The organism is Micromonospora sicca, from assembly GCF_003172935.1.
Classification (GTDB): domain Bacteria; phylum Actinomycetota; class Actinomycetes; order Mycobacteriales; family Micromonosporaceae; genus Micromonospora; species Micromonospora sicca.
In genome coordinates this window covers 1-18,233 of the sequence record NZ_QGKS01000115.1, presented here as the reverse complement: position 1 = coordinate 18,233, position 18,233 = coordinate 1, and the positions used below count along the sequence as shown (strand labels likewise).

The following is an 18,233-nucleotide window of genomic DNA, read 5'->3' as shown; positions in this document are numbered from 1 at the left end:
CCGCCGCCGGCCGGCCGGCGGCGGTGGGGTCGGGCGCTGCGGCGGCGGTGGTTCCGGCGGCCGGGGAGTCGGCCGGAACCGGCGCGTCGGCCGGCGGTGTGGAGTCGGACTGCCCGCGCTCGACGGGGGGCAGCTCGGCGGTGGAATGCGACGGCTCGGCGTCGGCGGGAGCCGGCGACCGCTGTGGGTCGGTCTCGTACTCGGTCATGGAACCACCTTCTCCCCTGGCACTGCGACCAGCCTGGAACGTGCCTGAATGTTTTCTGAAAGTCAGTCGGCCTCGTCCGGGGCGTCCGGCAGCAGCGGCAGCTTGACCCGGAAGGTCGCCCCGCCGCCCGGCGTCTCGGCCACCTCGACGGTGCCGTGGTGGGCGCCGACCAGCGCCGCGACGATGGCCAGCCCGAGTCCGGTGCTGGTGACCCCGGTGGCCCGCCGGGTCCGCGCCGCGTCGGCCCGGTAGAACCGCTCGAAGACCCGCTCGGCCTGTTCCGGGGTCAGCCCCGGGCCGGTGTCCGCGACCTCCACCACGGCCAGGTTGCCCGGCTGGGTACGCAACCGCAGGGTCACCGAGGCGTCCGGCGGCGTGTGGGTCAGCGCGTTGGTCATCAGGTTGCCGATCACCTGGCGCAGCCGGGCGTCGTCACCGTGCACCAGCAGCGTGCCGGCGCCCGGCTCGATGTCCAGCTCGATCCGGCGGTCCGGGGCGACCGCCCGGGCGGCCTGCACCGCGTCGCTCGCCAGCACCGGCAGCTCCACCGGGGCCAGGGTGATCGGCCGCTCCCGGTCCAACCGGGCGAGCAGCAGCAGGTCCTCCACCAGCAGCCCCATCCGGGCCGCCTCGTCCTCGATCCGGCGCAGCAGGCCGGCGGTCTGCTCCGGCGCGCGGGCCGCACCCTGGCGGTACAGCTCGGCGAAGCCCCGGATGGTGGTCAGCGGGGTACGCAGCTCGTGCGAGGCGTCCGCGACGAACTGCCGCATCCGCTCCTCGGAGCGCCGGGCCCGCGCCTCGGAGGCCTGCGCCGCCGCCGCCGCGTCCCGGGCGCTGACCTCGGCGCTGCGGGCCGCCGTCTCGGAGGCGGCGCGGGCGGTGAAGGCCGCCTCGATCTGGGCCAGCATGGCGTTCAGCGCGCGGGAGAGCCGGCCCAGCTCGGAGGTCGGGCAGGGCCGCCCCTCCTCCGGGTCGGGCACCCGCCGGGTGAGATCGCCCCCGGCGATGGCCGCCGCGGTCCGTTCGATCTCGACGAGCGGTTTCAGGCTGGTCCGGACGATCGCCGCGCCCACCGAGGCGAGCAGGATCAGCACCGCCCCGCCGACCAGCAGGTCGATCCAGACGAGCTGCTTGACGGCCAGGTCGACGTCGACCATGTTCTGCCCGACGGCGATGAACTGGTCGTCGTTCAGCCGCTTGACCATGACCCGCCAGCGCAGATGCTTGTCCGCGGCGTCGGTGGTGAACGCCTGCTGGTCGGCGTGCTGCTCGTACCAGGAGAACTGGTTGAGCGAACCGGGCAGGTCCTCCGGCACCAGGGACTTGTCGTAGACGATCTGGCCCCGGCCGGTGCTCCGGCTGGCGGTGACCACCATGTAGTCGCTCGGCAGGCTGCTCGTCGTGGCATCGGTGGGCATCGTCTGCTGGGCCCGGTCCAGGTACGAGTCCAGCTCGCTGTCGACCCGGCCCACCAGGTAGCTCTGCAGGAAGAAGGCGGTCAGCAGGCTGATCACCACCAGGGCCGCCGCCACCAGGGCCAGGACCGAGGCGACCAGCTTTATCCGCAGCGGTACGCTCCGCAGCCGTCCCTTCGCCTGCTCGACGACGCTCACGCCGCCGGCTTGCGCAGCACGTACCCCACCCCGCGCAGGGTGTGGATCAGGCGGGGCTGGGTGTTGTCGACCTTGCGCCGCAGGTACGAGATGTAGGACTCGACGATGTTGTCGTCGCCCCGGAAGTCGTAGTTCCACACGTGGTCGAGGATCTGCGCCTTGGAGAGCACCCGGTTGGCGTTCAGCATCAGGTAGCGCAGCAGCTTGAACTCCGTCGGCGACAGCTGCACCCGCTGGCCGGCCCGGTGCACCTCATGGGTCTCCTCGTCCAGCTCCAGGTCGGCGAAGGTGAGCCGGGACGGCGCCTGCTCCCCGGTGGCGGTACGCCGCAGCACGGCCCGGATCCGGGCGGTCAGCTCCTCCAGGCTGAACGGCTTGGTGACGTAGTCGTCCCCGCCCAGGGTCAGCCCGCGGATCTTGTCGTCGGTGGCGTCCCGCGCGGTGAGGAAGACCACCGGGGTACGGGTGCCGCCCTCGCGGAGCATCCGGATGACCTCGAAGCCGTCCAGGTCGGGCAGCATCACGTCGAGCACCACCAGGTCGGGCCGATGGTCCTTGGCGGCGTGCAGCGCCGCGCTGCCGCTGGTCGCGGTGGCCACGTCGAAGCCCGCGAAGCGCAGGCTCGCGGAGAGCAGTTCGAGGATGTTCGGGTCGTCCTCGACGACGAGCAGTCGGGCCTCGGTCTGGGTAGCCACCATGTGGCCCATCATCCGCGCTCTCGCTGCGGCCCCGCTGGGCGCTTCCTGGAAACAACCTGTGAGCCTGGGTCCCCGGCCCGCCGGGCCGGGGACGGCCGTCAGCGGAGCAGCCGGCGCAGCCCGTCCAGCGCCCCGTCCAGCACCCGGATCGCGGTCCGCAGCTTGCTGTCGCTGAGCCGGCCGGCGCGGACCAGCGCGCCGACCTCGACGGTGAACTCGGCGAGCCGCTGGTCGAACTCGGCGAGCAGCGGCGACTCGCCCGGCGGCGGCGTGCCGTTGGTGGCCGGCCGGGTCGGCGGGGGCTCCCACCGGGCCGCCCGCCTCTGCCGGGTCTGCCGGGTCGCCTCGCGCAGTTCGCGCTTGAGGTCGCGCACCGAGCCGCGTACCTCGGTCTGGATCTCGCCGGCCAGGGCGGAGAGGTCCTCGACGGAGGCGGTGATGTCCGATTCCAGGGTGGCCAGCTCACCGGCGCGCTGCCGCAGCTCCGCCCGGCCCGCTTCGGTGATCTCGTAGACCTTGCGGCCGCCGGCGGCGGTGTGGGTGACCAGGCCCTCGACCTCCAGCCGTTGCAGGCGGGGGTAGATGGTGCCGGCGCTCGGCGCGTACAGACCGAGGAAGCGGTCCTCCAGCAACCGGATCAGCTCGTAGCCGTGCCGGGGGCCGTCGTCGAGGAGCTTGAGCAGGTAGAGCCGGAGCCGCCCGTGACTGAACACGGCGGTCACGGCAGTTCCTCCTCGTCGACCTCGTCGGTCTCGTCGACCGACCGGGCCAGCAGCGCGATGCTGCCCGACGTCGCGGACGCCCAGAGCTTACCCTCGCCCGCGCCGAGGACGCCGTGGCTGTCCTTGGTCGCGCCAAGCCCGGCGTCGCCGCGTACCTGCGGGAAGCCGCTGGTGATCCGGCCGGAGGTGGTGTGCAGGTGGACGGCGAGGTCGCTGTCCTCGCGGACCCGGACGGTGACGCTGCCGGAGATGGTGCTGAGCCGGATCTCGCTGCGCCGCGGGTTGTCCAGGTCGCAGGTGATCGCCCCGGAGACGGTGTGCGCGTGCACCCGACCGGCCGCGCTGTCGGCGAGGATGACCTCGCCGGAGACGGTCTCCATGGTCAGGTCGCCGGCGACTCCGAGCGCCTCCACCGGGCCGGAGATGATCTTCGCGGCGGTCCGCCCGCGCAGCCCCATCAGAGTGATCTGCCCGGAGGTGACGTCCACCTGGGTCTCCCGGCGCAGGCCGGAGGCGACCAGCGAGCCGTCGATCAGGCGCAGGTCGGCCAGCACGTCGGCCGGTACGGCGATGGACACCTCGGCCCGGAAGCGGCGGCCGAGCTGACCGAGCCACCAGAGGAACCCCGGCCAGCGCGGGATCCGCTCGTGGCCGACGCGCAGCCGTCCGTCCCGGTGCTCCACGACGACCGGCCGCCGGCTGACCCGGGTGACGTCGACCCGGGCGGGCCCGTCGGTGCCGACCACGTTGAGCCGGCCGGTGATCAGGCGTACCTCGAGCCGGGTGACCGGCTCGTCCAGAGTGATCCGCTGCGGGCTGTCGACCGTCCAGCTGGCCATGGCGTCCTCCCCTCGGTGACGTACCGATTCCCGGCACGTCGAGCGACGAGGAGAGCCTAACGCGATACATCGCGACGTATCAAGACTGTCCCGAGTCGGGGATCCGTCAGGCCGCCAGGTCCAACTCCCGCACCGGCACGGGCGGGGCCGGCCGCCGGGCGGGGACCAGGTGCACCGCCGACTCGGCGGCCCGGGCCAGCAGCCGGCGGTCCGCGTCCACGGCCGGGTGCAGCGCCGCGGTCACCGCCACCGACAGGGTCAGGTCGCGGGCCGCCAGCACCCGGCGTACCGAGTCCCAGAGGGTCTCGTCGCCGAGGAAGGCGGCCGCCGTCGTCGCCGTGCCGGTCGCGCCGTACCGGTAGCCGATCCGCAGCGGCACCACTGGCGCCCCCGCGTCCACCGCCGCCTGGAACATGGCCGGCCGGAAACCCCGGCCCGGCCGGCAGTCGGCCGCCTCGCCGCACCAGGTGGTCCCCTCGGCGAAGACCGCGACCGGGTGACCGGCGCGCAGCGCGGCCGCGACCCGGCCCACCGCGGCCGGCAACTCGCGGGGGCGCGCCCGGTCCACGAAGACCGTGCCGGCCGCGGCGGCGAGCTGGCCCACCAGCGGCCAGGCCCGCACCTCCCGCTTCGCCAGCATCCGGGCCGGCGCGACGGCCAACACGGCGAGGACGTCCAGCCAGGAGACGTGGTTGGCGACCAGCAGGGCCCGTCGGCGGGGCAGCCGGCCCCGGACCACCAGCCGAATGCCGAGGGCCCGCAGCGTCCCCCGGGCCCAGCCGCGCACCGCGACGTCCCGCTCCCGGGCGGGCAGGACCGCGAGCAGGCCGGCCAGGCCGACCCCGAGCACGAGCATGCCGAGTACGCCCACCAGCCGGCCCGCCCGCCGCAGGGCCGGCACGGTCTGCTCCACCGCGAGCGGCAGGCATTCCGGGCCGCAGCCGGAGGCCGGCCGCCAGAGGTCGTCGGCCGTCACGGCTGCTCCCCGCCGAGGAAGTGGCGCAGGTGACGGGGGTTCATCCGGTCCAGCGAGAAGAGCACGTAGAAGTCGGCGACCCCGAAGTCCGGGTCGTACGCCGGCTCGCCGCAGACCCAGGCGCCCAGCCGGAGGTACCCGCGCAGCAGCGGCGGGACCAGCGCGCGCCGCTCGGCGGGCGAGAGGGTCGCCGGATCGACGGCGACCGGCGCCTCGGCCGACCACGGGCGCAGCGGGCGGACCCGCAGCGGCGGCGGCGCCAGGTGCCCGGCCTGGACCTGCGCCCACACCTCGGCCGCGGCCGTCCCGCCGTCGGCCACCGGCACCGAGGCGCAGCCGCCCAGCCAGCGGGACCCGCGCAGGTGCAGGTACCGGGTGATGCCGGCCCACATCAGGTTGATCACCGCGCCGGACCGGTGGTCCGGGTGCACGCAGGACCGGCCGGCCTCGACCAGGTCGCCGCGGAGCGGGTCGAGCGCGGCCAGGTCGAACTCGCCCTCGGCGTACCGGCGGTCGGTGCGCCCCGGCGGCAGCAGGCGGTAGGTGCCGACCACCTCGCCGGTGCCCCGCCGCAGCACCACCAGGTGGTCGCAGTGGGCGTCGAACTCGTCGGTGTCCAGCCCGGCGGCACCGGGGTGGAGGGTCGCCCCGAGCTCGGTGGCGAACACCTGGTGGCGCAGACGTTGCGCAGCCGCGACCAGGGTCGGGTCGTCGGCGATCAGCAGGGTGTATCCGCTGGTCGTGAGGGGTGCGCCAGCGGCGTGCAGAACGGCCATGGGTATCTGTGTAAGGGCCTCGGGTTGCCGGCTGCGGGGGTGAGGGGTGTCGATCCGGTGAACGCCAACCGGCGCTCCGGTCCCCGCGTTCACCTGCGGCGGGCCGCCGCCGACCGTCGCCGGGCCGGTGTCGGCCGGTGCGGCGGGGGCGGCAACGGCGTGCGAGGCTGCCCGGGCGGCGCCGGTGACGCGGCCGGAGCCCGGACCAGCCCGGAGGACGTACATGATCATCGAGTCGCGCTTCAACGGCCCGCCCGGCTCGGGCAACGGCGGCTGGAGTGCCGGGGTCTTCGCGGCGGCGCTCGACGACCGCGGCCCGGTGGAGGTCACGCTGCGCCGACCGCCGCCACTGGAGACCCCGCTGCACCCGGTCGACGGGGAGATCCGCGACCCGGACGGCGAGGTCGTCGCGCAGGTACGCCCGGTCGAGCCGTTCGCCTCCGTGGTCCCCGCGGTGGACCGGGCGACCGCGGCGACCGCCGCCCGGGAGTACCCCGGTCTGGTGGACCACCCGTTCCCCGGCTGCTACGTCTGCGGCCCGGCGAACCCGGACGGGCTGCGGATCTTCCCCGGCCGGCTGCCGGACGGGCGGACCGCGGCGCCGTTCCGCGCGCCGGAGCGGGTGGTCCCGGCGACGGTCTGGGCCGCGCTGGACTGCCCCGGCGGTTGGGCGGTCATCGCGCCCGGCCGCCCGTACGTCCTCGGCCGGATCGCCGCGGTGGTCGCCGTGCTGCCCGCGCCGGGCGACGAGTGTGTGGTGACCGGGGCGATGGTCGGCGCCGAGGGGCGCAAGGCGGAGGTGCACTCCAGCCTGTACGGCCCGGACGGCGCCCTGCTCGGCCACGCCCGGGCGACCTGGATCGCGCTGCCGCCGGCCTGACGTCTCCTCCCTGGGGATGATCACCTCCTGCCCAGGAGGGAGACGGGACTACGGACAGCGCCTGATTGACCTGCTTGCGCCGCCTTGCCACGCTGTGCCCGGCGCCCGCCGCAACGGCGTCCCACCGGCGCGCCCGCGCGTCGTGGCAGGAGAGGAGAACGATGTCCGACGGGCAGTGGAGCCCCAGCGCCGGGACCGGCCAGATCGTGGTGTCCGGACTGAGCAAGCAGTACAAGAACGTCCGGGCGGTGGATGACCTGTCCTTCACCGTCGAACCGGGGCGGGTGACCGGCTTCCTCGGCCCGAACGGCGCCGGCAAGACGACCACGCTGCGCATGCTGCTGAACCTGGTCGCCCCGACGGCCGGCACGGCGACCATCGGCGGCCGGCGGTACGCCGACCTGGCCGACCCGCTGCGCTCGGTGGGCGCGGTGCTGGAGGCCTCCAGCGCGCACAAGGGCCGCACCGGCATCAACCACCTGCGGGTGATCTGCGCGGCGGCGGGGCTGCCCCGCCGGCGGGCCGACGAGGCGCTCGCCCTGGTCGGGCTCGCCCCGGCGGCGAAGCGCAAGTTCAAGGGCTACTCGCTGGGCATGAAGCAGCGGCTCGGCATCGCCGCCGCGATGCTCGGCGACCCGCAGGTGCTGATCCTGGACGAGCCGGCGAACGGCCTCGACCCGGAGGGCATCCGGTGGATGCGCGGCTTCCTCAAGGGGCTGGCCGCCCAGGGCCGGACCGTGCTGGTCTCCAGCCACCTGCTGTCGGAGATGCAGTTGCTCGCCGACGACGTGGTGATCATCGCGGCCGGCAAGCTGATCCGGCAGGGTCCGGTGGACCAGGTGATCGGCTCGATGGCGCACGGCACCCGGGTGCGGGTCCGCACCCCGCAGGCGGCCGAGCTGACCGCCGCGCTGCACGAACAGGCGGCGACCGTGGACACCGACGAGCACGGCACGCTGCTGGTCGCCGGGGTGGACGCGCCCACCGTGGGCCGGATCGCGCTGGCCGCCAAGGTGGAGCTGCACGAGCTGACCACCGAACGCCCCGACCTCGAAGGGGTCTTCCTCGAACTGACGGCCGGAAAGGCGGACATCCGATGAACCTGGTCCGATCCGAGCTGCTCAAGATCCGTACGACCAACACGTGGTGGCTCTTCGGCATCGGCGCGCTGGTCACCCTGGCGCTGGCGTTCCTGGTGAACGCGGTGAACGCCGACATCAGCCTGACCGGCGGGCAGGACCTTGAGGGGGTGCCGGCGGACCAGGCCGAGCAGATCCGGGCCACCGCCAGCGAGGTCTACCAGGCGGCCAACCTGTTCACCTCGGGGCAGTACTTCGGGCTGCTCTTCGTGCTGCTGCTCGGCATCATCGTGGTGACCAACGAGTTCTACCACCAGACCGCGACGACGACCTTCCTCACCACCCCGCAGCGGACCATGGTGGTCGCGGCGAAGCTGGTCACGGCGGCGCTGTTCGGCGCGCTGTTCTGGCTGGTCACCACCCTGCTGACCATTCCGGCGACGCTGATCTACTTCGGTGTCCAGGGCTGGGACGCCCACTTCGGGTCGTGGGACGTGACCCGGGCGATCCTGCTCAACCTGCTCGCGTACGTGCTCTGGGGGATCTTCGGGGTCGGCTTCGGCGTGCTGATCCGCAGCCAGATCGGCGCGACCATCACGGCCGTGGTGCTGTACCTGGTCGGCACGACCGCGGCGAACCTGATCTTCTTCCTGCTCCAGCAGTGGCTCGAGTGGGACTGGATCAGCAAGCTGGCGGTGATCGTCCCGTCCACCGCGTCGACGCTGATGATCAGCGGCACCGAACTGCCGGGCAACCCGCCGCAGTGGGTGGGCGCCGCGGTGCTCATCGGGTACGCGGTGGTGACCGGCGCCATCGGCACCATGATCATGCGCCGGCGGGACATCGCCTGACCGGTACGACGACGGCCCCCGGGGCGGTGACGCAACCTCACCGGCCGGGGGCCGTTCCGCGTCTAGCAGGAGACGACCGGACACGCAGCGTTTGCCGAACTTCTGGCATCTTCTGTGAAACGGACCACCAGCCGGAGGCGAGAATGCCTGCGGCATTCCTACGGCGTAGCCTGGGACCCGTCTCCCGTGCAGCCCCTATTCCGGCACGGCGGACACCGCGTGACATTACGAACCCGCGTGAAAGAGGCGATTACCGGCCGTGTCGACCCAGCAGACTTCGCAGGAGAACCCACTGGCGGGTTTCGGCCCGAACGAATGGATCGTCGAGGAGATGTACCAGCGCTACCTCGCCGATCCCTCGAGCGTCGACTCCGCCTGGCACGACTTCTTCGCCGACTACCGACCCGCGCCCGGCGCCGCCACCCCGCGTCCGGCTGACGGCAAGGCCAAGCCGGCCGCCCAGCCGGAGCCGGCCGAGCAGCAGGAGGCGGTCGCCACCGTCACCCAGCAGCCGGCCCCGGCGAAGCCGGCCCCCGCGCCGGCCAAGCCGGTCGAGAAGCCCGCCGCCAAGCCGGCGCCCGCCGCGAAGGCCGCCCCGGCCAGGCCGGCCGCCAAGGCGCCGACCGCGACCGCCGCGGGCACCACCCCGCTGCGCGGCGTGGCCGCCAAGATCGTGCAGAACATGGACGCCTCGCTGGCCGTGCCGACCGCGACCAGCGTGCGCGCGGTCCCGGCCAAGCTGCTGGTCGACAACCGCATCGTGATCAACAACCACCTCGCCCGCGGGCGCGGTGGCAAGGTCAGCTTCACCCACCTGATCGGGTACGCGCTGGTCCGGGCGCTGGTCGAGCACCCGGAGATGAACAACTCCTTCGCCGAGGTCGACGGCAAGCCGGCGATGGTCCGCCCGGAGCACGTCAACCTGGGCATCGCGATCGACCTGACCAAGCCGGACGGCTCCCGCAACCTGGTGGTCCCGTCCATCAAGGGCTGCGAGCAGATGGACTTCCGGCAGTTCTGGCAGGCGTACGAGGACGTGGTCCGGCGCGCCCGCCGCAACGAGCTGACCATGGAGGACTACGCCGGCACCACGATCTCGCTGACCAACCCGGGCGGCATCGGCACCGTGCACTCGATCCCGCGGCTGATGCAGGGCCAGAGCGCCATCATCGGCGTCGGCGCGATGGAGTACCCGGCGCCTTACCAGGGCATGAGCGAGGCCACCCTGGCCGAGCTGGCGGTCAGCAAGATCATCACGCTGACCAGCACCTACGACCACCGGATCATCCAGGGCGCGCAGTCCGGCGAGTTCCTCAAAGTGATGCACGAGCTGCTGCTCGGCGAGCGTGGCTTCTACGACCAGATCTTCACCTCGCTGCGCATCCCCTACGAGCCGGTGCGCTGGGTTCGCGACGTGGCCGTCGACTCCGAGGGCCAGATCAACAAGACCGCGCGGGTGCACGAGCTGATCCACGCGTACCGGGTGCGCGGCCACCTGATGGCCGACACCGACCCGCTCGAGTTCAAGATCCGCAAGCACCCCGACCTGGACGTCCTCCAGCACGGGCTGACCCTGTGGGACCTGGACCGGACCTTCCCGGTCAACGGCTTCGCCGGCAAGCAGCGGATGAAGCTGCGCGAGATCCTCGGCGTGCTGCGCGACTCGTACTGCCGCCGGGTGGGCATCGAGTACATGCACATCCAGGACCCGGAGGAGCGGCGCTGGATCCAGGAGCGGATCGAGCGCAAGTACGAGAAGCCCGACCCGGACGAGCAGAAGCACGTGCTCAACCGGCTCAACGCCGCCGAGGCGTTCGAGACCTTCCTGCAGACCAAGTACGTCGGGCAGAAGCGGTTCTCGCTGGAGGGCGGCGAGTCGCTGATCCCGCTGCTCGGCGAGATCCTGGAGTCGTCCGCCGAGGGCGGGCTCGACGAGGTCGTCATCGGCATGGCCCACCGCGGCCGGCTCAACGTGCTCGCCAACATCGTCGGCAAGCCGTACGAGAAGATCTTCTCGGAGTTCGAGGGGCACCTGGACCCGCGCTCGACGCAGGGCTCCGGCGACGTGAAGTACCACCTCGGCCAGAACGGCAAGTTCACCACCCCGGGCGGCGACCACTCGGTCAAGGTCTCGCTGGTGGCGAACCCGTCGCACCTGGAGGCCGTGGACCCGGTGCTGGAGGGCATCGTCCGGGCCAAGCAGGACCGGATCGACCTCAAGCTGGAGGGCTACACCGTGCTGCCGCTGGCGGTGCACGGCGACGCCGCCTTCGCCGGCCAGGGCGTGGTCGCCGAGACGCTCAACCTCTCCCAACTGCGCGGGTACCGCACCGGCGGCACCGTGCACGTGGTGGTCAACAACCAGGTCGGCTTCACCACCGCCCCGGAGTACAGCCGCTCCAGCCTCTACAGCACCGACGTGGCGCGGATGATCCAGGCGCCGATCTTCCACGTCAACGGCGACGACCCCGAGGCCGTGGTGCGGGTGGCCCGGCTGGCCTTCGAGTACCGGCAGGCGTTCAACAAGGACGTCGTGATCGACATGGTCTGCTACCGGCGGCGCGGGCACAACGAGGGCGACGACCCGTCGATGTCCAACCCCCAGATGTACAAGATCATCGACTCGAAGCGCTCGGTGCGCAAGCTCTACACCGAGGAGCTGATCGGGCGAGGTGACATCACCGTGGAGGACGCGGAGGAGCTGCTGCGCGACTACCAGTCGCAGCTGGAGCGGGTCTTCAAGGCCACCCGGGACGCCGCCACCACCCCGCGCCAGCTCAGCCGGCCAGCCCGGCAGGAGGAGCCGGAGCCGATCGTGGAGACGGCCACCGACGCCGCCGTGGTCAAGGCGATCGGCGAGGCGCACGTCAACCTGCCGGACGGCTTCACCCCGCACAAGCGGATCCAGCAGCTGCTCGACAAGCGGGCGAAGATGTCCGTCGAGGGCAACATCGACTGGGGCTACGGCGAGATCATCGCCTTCGGCGCGCTGCTGCACGACGGGGTCACCGTCCGGCTCGCCGGGCAGGACTCCCGCCGCGGCACCTTCGTCCAGCGGCACGCCTCGGTGGTCGACGCGAAGACCGGCGACGACTACCTGCCGCTGAAGTCGCTCACCGGGGACGGCGAGCGGTCCCGGTTCTTCGTACACGACTCGCTGCTGTCCGAGTACGCCGCGATGGGCTTCGAGTACGGCTACTCGGTCGAGAACGTCAACGCGCTGGTCTGCTGGGAGGCCCAGTTCGGTGACTTCGTCAACGGCGCCCAGTCGGTGATCGACGAGTTCGTCTCCTCGGGCGAGGTGAAGTGGGGCCAGCGCTCCGCCGTCACCCTGCTGCTGCCGCACGGCCTCGAGGGCCAGGGCCCGGACCACACCTCCGGCCGCCCGGAGCGGTTCCTCCAGCTCTGCGCCGAGGACAACATGCGGGTGGCCATCCCGACCACCCCGGCGAACTACTTCCACCTGCTGCGCCGCCAGGCCCTGTCGCCGAAGCGCAAGCCGCTGGTGGTGTTCACGCCGAAGTCGCTGCTGCGGCACAAGCTCTGCGTCTCCCCGGTGGAGGACTTCACCACCGGCACCTTCCAGCCGGTGCTGCGGGACACCGCCGCCCCGGCGCCGGAGCAGGTGAAGCGAGTGCTGCTCTGCTCGGGCAAGGTCTACTACGACCTGTTCCAGGCCCGGGCCGAGCGGGGCGTCACCGACACCGCGATCATCCGGATGGAGCAGCTCTACCCGTTGCCGGTCGAGGAGATCCGGGCCGCCCTGGCGCAGTACCCGAACGCCGAGGACTTCGCCTGGGTGCAGGAGGAGCCGGCCAACCAGGGCGCCTGGTCGTTCGTCGCGCTCAACCTGCTGGAGCACCTGACCGACGTCCGGCTGCGCCGCATCTCCCGCCCCGCCGCCGCCGCCCCGGCGGGCGGCTCGGCGAAGATGCACGAGGTCGAGCAGAAGGCGCTGATCGAGGCGGCCCTCCCCCGCCCGTGACCTGACCGCACCGCCAGCGGCGGGGCAGCGACCGTACGACGGCCGCTGCCCCGCCGCATGTGGCGACCCCGTTTTCGAGAGGACACACCGATGTACTTCACCGACCGCGGCATCGAGGAGCTGGTCGAGCGCCGGGGCGACGAGCAGGTCAGCCTGGAGTGGCTGGGCGAGCGCCTGCGCGACTTCGTCGACCTGAACCCGGAGTTCGAAACCCCGATCGAGCGCTTCGCGACCTGGCTCGCCCGCCTCGACGACGAGGACGAGGACTGAGCGTTTGACGCGGGGCTGCCCCGTCGCGTCCACTAAAGAGCAGCGCCCCGCGTCCCACCACGGCCCACCGGGGCGTACCCCGCCGGACGACAGGGAGGCGGAAGTGGACCTCGAGACCCGCAAGCCGCCGCAGGACGCGGTGACCGTCCGCCGCCTGCGCCTCGGCATCGGTTCCGTCGGCATCGCGCTGCCGGTCGTGCTGGTGGTCGGTCACCTCGTCGCCACCCGACAGCTGACGCTGCTCGACTCGCTCAGCGGCTACTACCACACCGAGATGCGGGACGTCTTCGTCGGCGCGCTCTGCGCCGTCGGGGTGTTCCTCATCAGCTACCGGCACCGCTGGCCGGACGACGCGCTGAGCACGGTCGCCGGGGTGCTGGCGATCGCGGTGGCCCTCTTCCCCACCACGGTCGGCGCGCCGGCCGGCACCACGAGCGGCACCGACCGGACGGTCGGCGTGGTGCACCAGGCCGCCGCCGCGGCGCTGTTCCTGCTCCTCGCCGCCTTCTGCCTGTTCCTCTTCACCAGGCCGGACCGGGCCGGCCTGCCCCCGTCGCCGTCGGCGAACCGGGTCTACCGCGCCTGCGGCCTGCTCATCCTGGCCGCGATCACGCTCGCGCTGGCGAGCACGGCGCTGCCCGCGGACGTACGTCACACGGTCAAGCCGGTGCTCTGGTGCGAGACCGTCGCCGTCCTCGCCTTCGGCGCCGCGTGGGCGGCGAAGAGCGACGCACTCTTCCGCTCGGCCGACCTCCCGGCCGGACCGCCGGCAGCCGAAGGGTCCGGCCACACCGGTACGCCGGCGGCACCGGCCCGATCCTGATCGACCGGGTCGGTGGGCCCAGGCACCAGGACCCGGGCGCGGGGTACGGCGATCTTGTAGCGTGGTCCTCGTGGCCCGCAGCGTCTACGTGACCAGCGTGGGGTCCGGCGGTGGGAAGTCGACCATCGCCCTCGGCCTCGCCGAGCTCCTCTCCCGGCAGGTGGAACGGATCGGCACGTTCCGGCCGCTGGTCGCCGGCGCCGGCACCGACCCGATCCTCGCCCTGCTCACCGACCGCTACCGGGTCGACCTCCCGGTGGCCGAGCTGTCCGGCAGCACGTACGCGGAGGCGACGGCCCTGGTCGCGGACGGCCGGCGGGAGGAGCTGATCTCCCGGATCGTGGCCCGCTACCGGGACGTCGAGCGGCGCTGCCCGGCGATGGTCGTGGTGGGCAGCGACTTCGCCGACGGGGACGGCGCCGGCCCGCGCGAGCTGGCCTTCAACGCCCGGCTGGCCACCGAGTTCGGCAGCGTGGTGGTGCCCGTGGTGGACGGCTTCGGTCAGCAGCCGGAGGCGATCGCGGCGGCGGCCCGCGGGGCGTACCACGACCTGGAGGACCTGGGCGCGACCGTGCTGGCCGTGATCGCCAACCGGGTGCCCGGCCCGATGACCCTCCCCGAGCTGCCTGTCCCCACGTACGCGATCCCGGAGGTGCCGACCGTGTCGGCGCCGACGGTGGCCGAGGTGGCGGCGGCCCTCGGCGCCACCCTGCTGGCCGGCGACGACGCCGCGCTCGACCGGGACGTGCTCGACTACGTGGTGGGCGCCGCCCACGTGCCGACCCTGCTCGACCACCTGACCGAGGGCGCGCTGGTGATCACCCCGGGCGACCGGGCCGACCTGCTGGTGGCGGCGAGCGCCGCGCACGTCGCCGGTCTGGTCTCGGTGGCCGGGCTGGTGCTCACCCTCGGCGAGCAGCCCGACCCGCGGGCGATGCGGCTGGTCGAGGGGCTGAACACCGGTCTCGCGGTGCTCTCGGTGACCAGCGACAGCTACGACACGGTGGCCGCGTCCAGCCGGATCGAGGGCCGCCCGAGCGTCGACAACCCGCGCAAGGTCGAGGCCGCGCTCGGCGCCTTCGAACGCTGCGTGGACACCGTCGACCTGGCCCGCCGGCTGCGGGTCAGCCGCGCCGAGCGGGTCACCCCGCTGATGTTCTCCAACGCCCTGATCGACCGGGCCCGGGCGAACCGTCGCCGGCTGGTGCTGCCGGAGGGCGCCGAGGAGCGGATCCTGCGCGCGGCGGAGATCCTGCTGCGCCGGGGCGTCGCCGACCTGACCCTGCTCGGCCGCCCCGATGACATCGCCCGGCGCACCCGGGAGCTGGGCATCGACATCGGGGACGCCCAGGTGGTCGACCCGGTCACCAGCGGCTGGCGGGACGAGTTCGCCGCCGAGTACGCGAAGCTGCGCGCGCACCGGGGCCTCACCGTCGAGCTGGCCCACGACGTCGTGGCGCAGCCCAACTACTTCGGCACCATGATGGTGCACACCGGCCACGCCGACGGCATGGTCTCCGGGGCCACCCACACCACCGCCGCCACCATCCGCCCGGCCTTCGAGATCATCCGTACCGTGCCGGGCGTCTCGGTCGCCTCCAGCGTCTTCTTCATGCTGCTCGCCGACCGGGTGCTGGTCTACGGGGACTGCGCGGTCAACCGCGATCCGGACGCCGCCCAGCTCGCCGACATCGCCAGCTCGTCGGCCGACACCGCGGCACGGTTCGGCATCGAGCCGCGGGTGGCGATGCTGTCGTACTCGACCGGCAGCTCGGGCGCCGGCGCCGACGTGGAGAAGGTCGCGGCGGCCACCAAGCTGGTCCGCGAGCGCCGGCCGGAGCTGCTGGTGGAGGGCCCGATCCAGTACGACGCGGCGATCGATCCGCAGGTCGCGGCCACCAAGCTGCCGGACAGCCCGGTGGCCGGACGGGCCACCGTCTTCATCTTCCCGGACCTGAACACCGGCAACAACACGTACAAGGCGGTGCAGCGCTCGGCCGGCGCCCTGGCGGTCGGCCCGGTGATGCAGGGCCTGCGCCGGCCGGTCAACGACCTGTCCCGGGGCGCGACCGTCCCGGACATCGTCAACACCGTCGCCATCACCGCCATCCAGGCCGCCGCCGAGGAGTCGTCATGAGCCGGGTACTGGTCCTCAACTGCGGATCCTCGTCGGTCAAGTACCGCCTCTACGACGACGAGGACGTCCGCGACAAGGGCAGGGTGGAGCGGGTCGGCGAGCCGGGTGGCGACGCGGCCGACCACGAGACCGCGGTCCGGGAGATCCTCGCCCGGCTGGACCTGACCGGGCTGGAGGCGGTGGGGCACCGGGTGGTGCACGGCGGCCGGACGTTCACCGAACCGATGCTGATCGACGACGCCGTGCTGGCCGCGGTCGAGGATCTGGTGCCGCTCGCGCCGCTGCACAACCCGGCGAACCTGGCCGGCATCCGGGTGGCCCGTGAGTCGCTGCCGGACGTCCCGCAGGTCGCCGTCTTCGACACCGCGTTCCACCACACCCTGCCCGAGGCCGCCGCCACCTACGCCATCGACCGGGACATCGCCGAGCGGTACGGCGTCCGGCGGTACGGCTTCCACGGGACCTCGCACGCGTACGTCTCCCGGCGCACCGCGGAGCTGCTCGGCCGGCCATACGAGGAGGTCAACGTCATCACCCTGCACCTGGGCAACGGGGCCAGCGCCTGCGCGATCCAGGGTGGCCGGAGCGTGGCCACCTCGATGGGGATGTCCCCGCTGGAGGGCCTGGTGATGGGCACCCGCAGCGGCGACGTCGACCCGACGGTCATCTTCCACCTGCGCCGGGAGGGCGGGATGACCGTCGACGACATCGACGACCTGCTCAACCACCGCAGCGGCCTGCTCGGGCTGACCGGGGCCAACGACATGCGCGAGGTGCTGGCCCGGCGGGACGCCGGGGACGCCGCCGCGGCGCTCGCCTTCGACGTCTACCGCCGTCGGATCACCGGGTACGTCGGTGCGTACTACGCCCTGCTCGGGCGGGTCGACGCGGTGACCTTCACCGCCGGGGTCGGCGAGCACGCCGCGCCGGTCCGGGCCGCCGCGCTGGCCGGGCTGGACCGGCTCGGCATCACCGTGGACCCCGCCCGCAACGACGCCAGCGGCGACCGGGTGATCTCGCCGGACGGGGCCGAGGTGACGGTCTGCGTCATCAGCACCGACGAGGAGCGGGAGATCGCCCGGGAGGCCCGAGCCGTGGTGGCGGCGACCCACCACTGACCCGGGGCGTGGCTCAGCCCAGCGCGAGCCAGGCGACCACGGCCACCAGCAGCACCACGACCGCCGCGCCGACGATCAGCGGGAGGCGGGACGGCGCGGTCTCCGGGGCGGTGCCCTCGGGCGTGTGGACGAAGGCGCGGAACTGCTCGGTGTTGCCGCTCGGGTCGCTGTAGTTCTCAGACATGCCGGTGACCCTAGCGAAGCCCGCCGACGCGGGTCGTACCGCCGGGCCGGTGGGGGGCGAGTCGGGCCCGGCCGGCGGAGCGGCACCGACCGGGTGGCGCCGGCAGCCGGTCCGGACGGCGGGGCCGCTGGGCCCACCCGGTCGCCTACCGTGAAACGGTGGAGGGGCAGCGGCTGGCCGCCGTGCTGGTGACGGCGCTGCTGGCGGGCTGCGGGCCGGCCACCGCCGCGACCGGCGGTCCGGCGCCCGGCGCGATCGGCGCCGCCTCCTCCGGGCACGCCCCGCAGCGGAGCTGGCCGGTCGGGGTCCGGCAGCTCACCGTCGACCCGGACGGCCCGCGACCACTCCCGGTCACCATCTGGTACCCCGCCGCCGCGCCGGCTGGCCCGGCTGGCCCGTCGACGACCGGGCCGGCGCCGATGGCCGCCGCGCCCGTCGCGGCGGGACGGTTCCCGGTCGTGGTCTACAGCCACGGGCTGCGCAGCCTCCCCGAGCTGCACGCCCCGCTGACCACCCGGTGGGCCGCCGCGGGCTTCGTGGTAGCCGCCCCGACCTATCCCCGCACCAACCTGCGCGCCCCGGGCTTCACCCGGGCGGACGTCCGCAACCAGCCCGCCGACGGCTGGCGCCTGATCCGCCACCTGGTACGCCTCGACGCCCACGACGACCCGCTCGCCGGGCACCTGGCCGTCGACCGGATCGCCGCGGCCGGTCACTCGGCGGGCGGCTTCACCACTGCCGGCATGTTCACCTCCGGCCACTCGGCGCGGCTGCGCTCCGGCATCGTGCTCGCCGGGGGAGGTCTGGCCGGCAGCTTCGCCGGGCCGCCCGCGCCGCTGCTCTTCGTGCACGGCGGCGCGGACCCGATCGTCCCGGAGTCCGTCGGCCGCGCCGCGTACGCCCGGGCGACCGGGCCGGCGGCCTTCCTGAGCCTGCCCGGCCAGGGGCACGGCGAATACCTCTCCCCCGGCCACCCCGGCTTCACCCAGGTTCTCGCCACCACCACCGACTTCCTCCGCTGGACCCTCTACGACGACCGGGCGGCGCTGCACCGCCTCCCCGCCGACGCCCACC

At 73.4% G+C, this 18,233-nt stretch carries 15 protein-coding genes and 3 pseudogenes; 9 read left to right on the top strand and 9 right to left on the bottom strand.

Translation table 11 applies throughout. The annotated features are described in order from the left end of the window. From DKT69_RS05255 to DKT69_RS05225, 8 genes and pseudogenes are all read right to left on the bottom strand, one after another. Window positions 1–208, bottom strand: a pseudogene (locus tag DKT69_RS05255) (peptidase S1); the annotation flags it as partial. A 62-nt stretch (window positions 209–270) separates the two neighbouring features. Beyond that, window positions 271–1,383, bottom strand: a pseudogene (locus DKT69_RS05250) (HAMP domain-containing sensor histidine kinase); the annotation flags it as partial. A gap of 281 nt (window positions 1,384–1,664) precedes the next feature. After that, a pseudogene (locus DKT69_RS41355) lies at window positions 1,665–1,821 on the bottom strand (two-component sensor histidine kinase); the annotation flags it as partial. Continuing rightward, complete coding sequence (locus DKT69_RS05245; RefSeq protein WP_109800454.1) at window positions 1,818–2,519, bottom strand: response regulator transcription factor; 702 nt, start codon at window positions 2,517–2,519, stop codon at window positions 1,818–1,820. The gene DKT69_RS05245 and the pseudogene DKT69_RS41355, both read right to left, overlap by 4 nt. Window positions 2,520–2,617: 98 nt before the next feature. Next, window positions 2,618–3,241 (bottom strand): PadR family transcriptional regulator, encoded by a 624-nt coding sequence (locus DKT69_RS05240; protein ID WP_109800453.1) that lies wholly within the window; start codon window positions 3,239–3,241, stop codon window positions 2,618–2,620. Next, complete coding sequence (locus tag DKT69_RS05235) at window positions 3,238–4,080, bottom strand: DUF4097 family beta strand repeat-containing protein (RefSeq protein ID WP_109800452.1); 843 nt, start codon at window positions 4,078–4,080, stop codon at window positions 3,238–3,240. Before DKT69_RS05235 ends, DKT69_RS05240 begins: the two co-directional genes overlap by 4 nt. A 106-nt stretch (window positions 4,081–4,186) precedes the next feature. Then, on the bottom strand, window positions 4,187–5,056 hold the full coding sequence (locus tag DKT69_RS05230; RefSeq protein WP_109800451.1) for a lysophospholipid acyltransferase family protein: 870 nt from the start codon (window positions 5,054–5,056) through the stop codon (window positions 4,187–4,189). Continuing rightward, complete coding sequence (locus DKT69_RS05225; RefSeq protein ID WP_109800456.1) at window positions 5,053–5,832, bottom strand: GNAT family N-acetyltransferase; 780 nt, start codon at window positions 5,830–5,832, stop codon at window positions 5,053–5,055. The genes DKT69_RS05230 and DKT69_RS05225 overlap by 4 nt, the downstream gene beginning before the upstream one ends. 223 nt (window positions 5,833–6,055) lie before the next feature. Here DKT69_RS05225 and DKT69_RS05220 point away from each other — a divergent pair, with 223 nt between their 5' ends. The 8 genes from DKT69_RS05220 (at window position 6,056) to DKT69_RS05185 (ending at window position 16,975) form a co-directional block, all read left to right on the top strand. After that, the gene (locus DKT69_RS05220) at window positions 6,056–6,712 is read left to right on the top strand and encodes a hypothetical protein (protein ID WP_109800450.1); all 657 of its coding nucleotides are present in this window, start codon (window positions 6,056–6,058) and stop codon (window positions 6,710–6,712) included. Window positions 6,713–6,873: 161 nt separating this feature from the next. Beyond that, entirely contained in the window at window positions 6,874–7,812 is a 939-nt protein-coding gene (locus tag DKT69_RS05215) for an ABC transporter ATP-binding protein (RefSeq protein ID WP_109800449.1), read from the top strand. Then, entirely contained in the window at window positions 7,809–8,642 is an 834-nt protein-coding gene (locus DKT69_RS05210) for a DUF2705 family protein (protein WP_109800448.1), read from the top strand. Before DKT69_RS05215 ends, DKT69_RS05210 begins: the two co-directional genes overlap by 4 nt. A gap of 259 nt (window positions 8,643–8,901) precedes the next feature. Beyond that, window positions 8,902–12,627, top strand: a complete 3,726-nt coding sequence (locus tag DKT69_RS05205) for a multifunctional oxoglutarate decarboxylase/oxoglutarate dehydrogenase thiamine pyrophosphate-binding subunit/dihydrolipoyllysine-residue succinyltransferase subunit (RefSeq protein ID WP_109800447.1) — start codon at window positions 8,902–8,904, stop codon at window positions 12,625–12,627. Between the two features lie 90 nt (window positions 12,628–12,717). Continuing rightward, window positions 12,718–12,897 carry a DUF6104 family protein gene (locus DKT69_RS05200; RefSeq protein WP_091570976.1) on the top strand — a complete coding sequence of 60 codons (180 nt, stop codon included), beginning with the start codon at window positions 12,718–12,720 and terminating at the stop codon, window positions 12,895–12,897. Between the two features lie 103 nt (window positions 12,898–13,000). Then, window positions 13,001–13,720 (top strand): DUF998 domain-containing protein, encoded by a 720-nt coding sequence (locus DKT69_RS05195; RefSeq protein WP_201749498.1) that lies wholly within the window; start codon window positions 13,001–13,003, stop codon window positions 13,718–13,720. Between the two features lie 70 nt (window positions 13,721–13,790). After that, window positions 13,791–15,857 (top strand): phosphate acetyltransferase, encoded by a 2,067-nt coding sequence (gene pta / locus DKT69_RS05190; protein ID WP_438361804.1) that lies wholly within the window; start codon window positions 13,791–13,793, stop codon window positions 15,855–15,857. Beyond that, window positions 15,854–16,975 carry an acetate/propionate family kinase gene (locus DKT69_RS05185; protein WP_109800445.1) on the top strand — a complete coding sequence of 374 codons (1,122 nt, stop codon included), beginning with the start codon at window positions 15,854–15,856 and terminating at the stop codon, window positions 16,973–16,975. The genes pta and DKT69_RS05185 overlap by 4 nt, the downstream gene beginning before the upstream one ends. 13 nt (window positions 16,976–16,988) lie before the next feature. Here the strand turns inward: DKT69_RS05185 and DKT69_RS38860 are convergent, their stop codons facing one another. Continuing rightward, window positions 16,989–17,159, bottom strand: a complete 171-nt coding sequence (locus DKT69_RS38860; protein ID WP_201749497.1) for a hypothetical protein — start codon at window positions 17,157–17,159, stop codon at window positions 16,989–16,991. A 158-nt stretch (window positions 17,160–17,317) separates the two neighbouring features. Between DKT69_RS38860 and DKT69_RS05180 the strand changes: the two genes are divergently transcribed. After that, the coding region (locus DKT69_RS05180; RefSeq protein WP_109800444.1) for an alpha/beta hydrolase family protein at window positions 17,318–18,233 on the top strand (916 nt) is incomplete at its 3' end.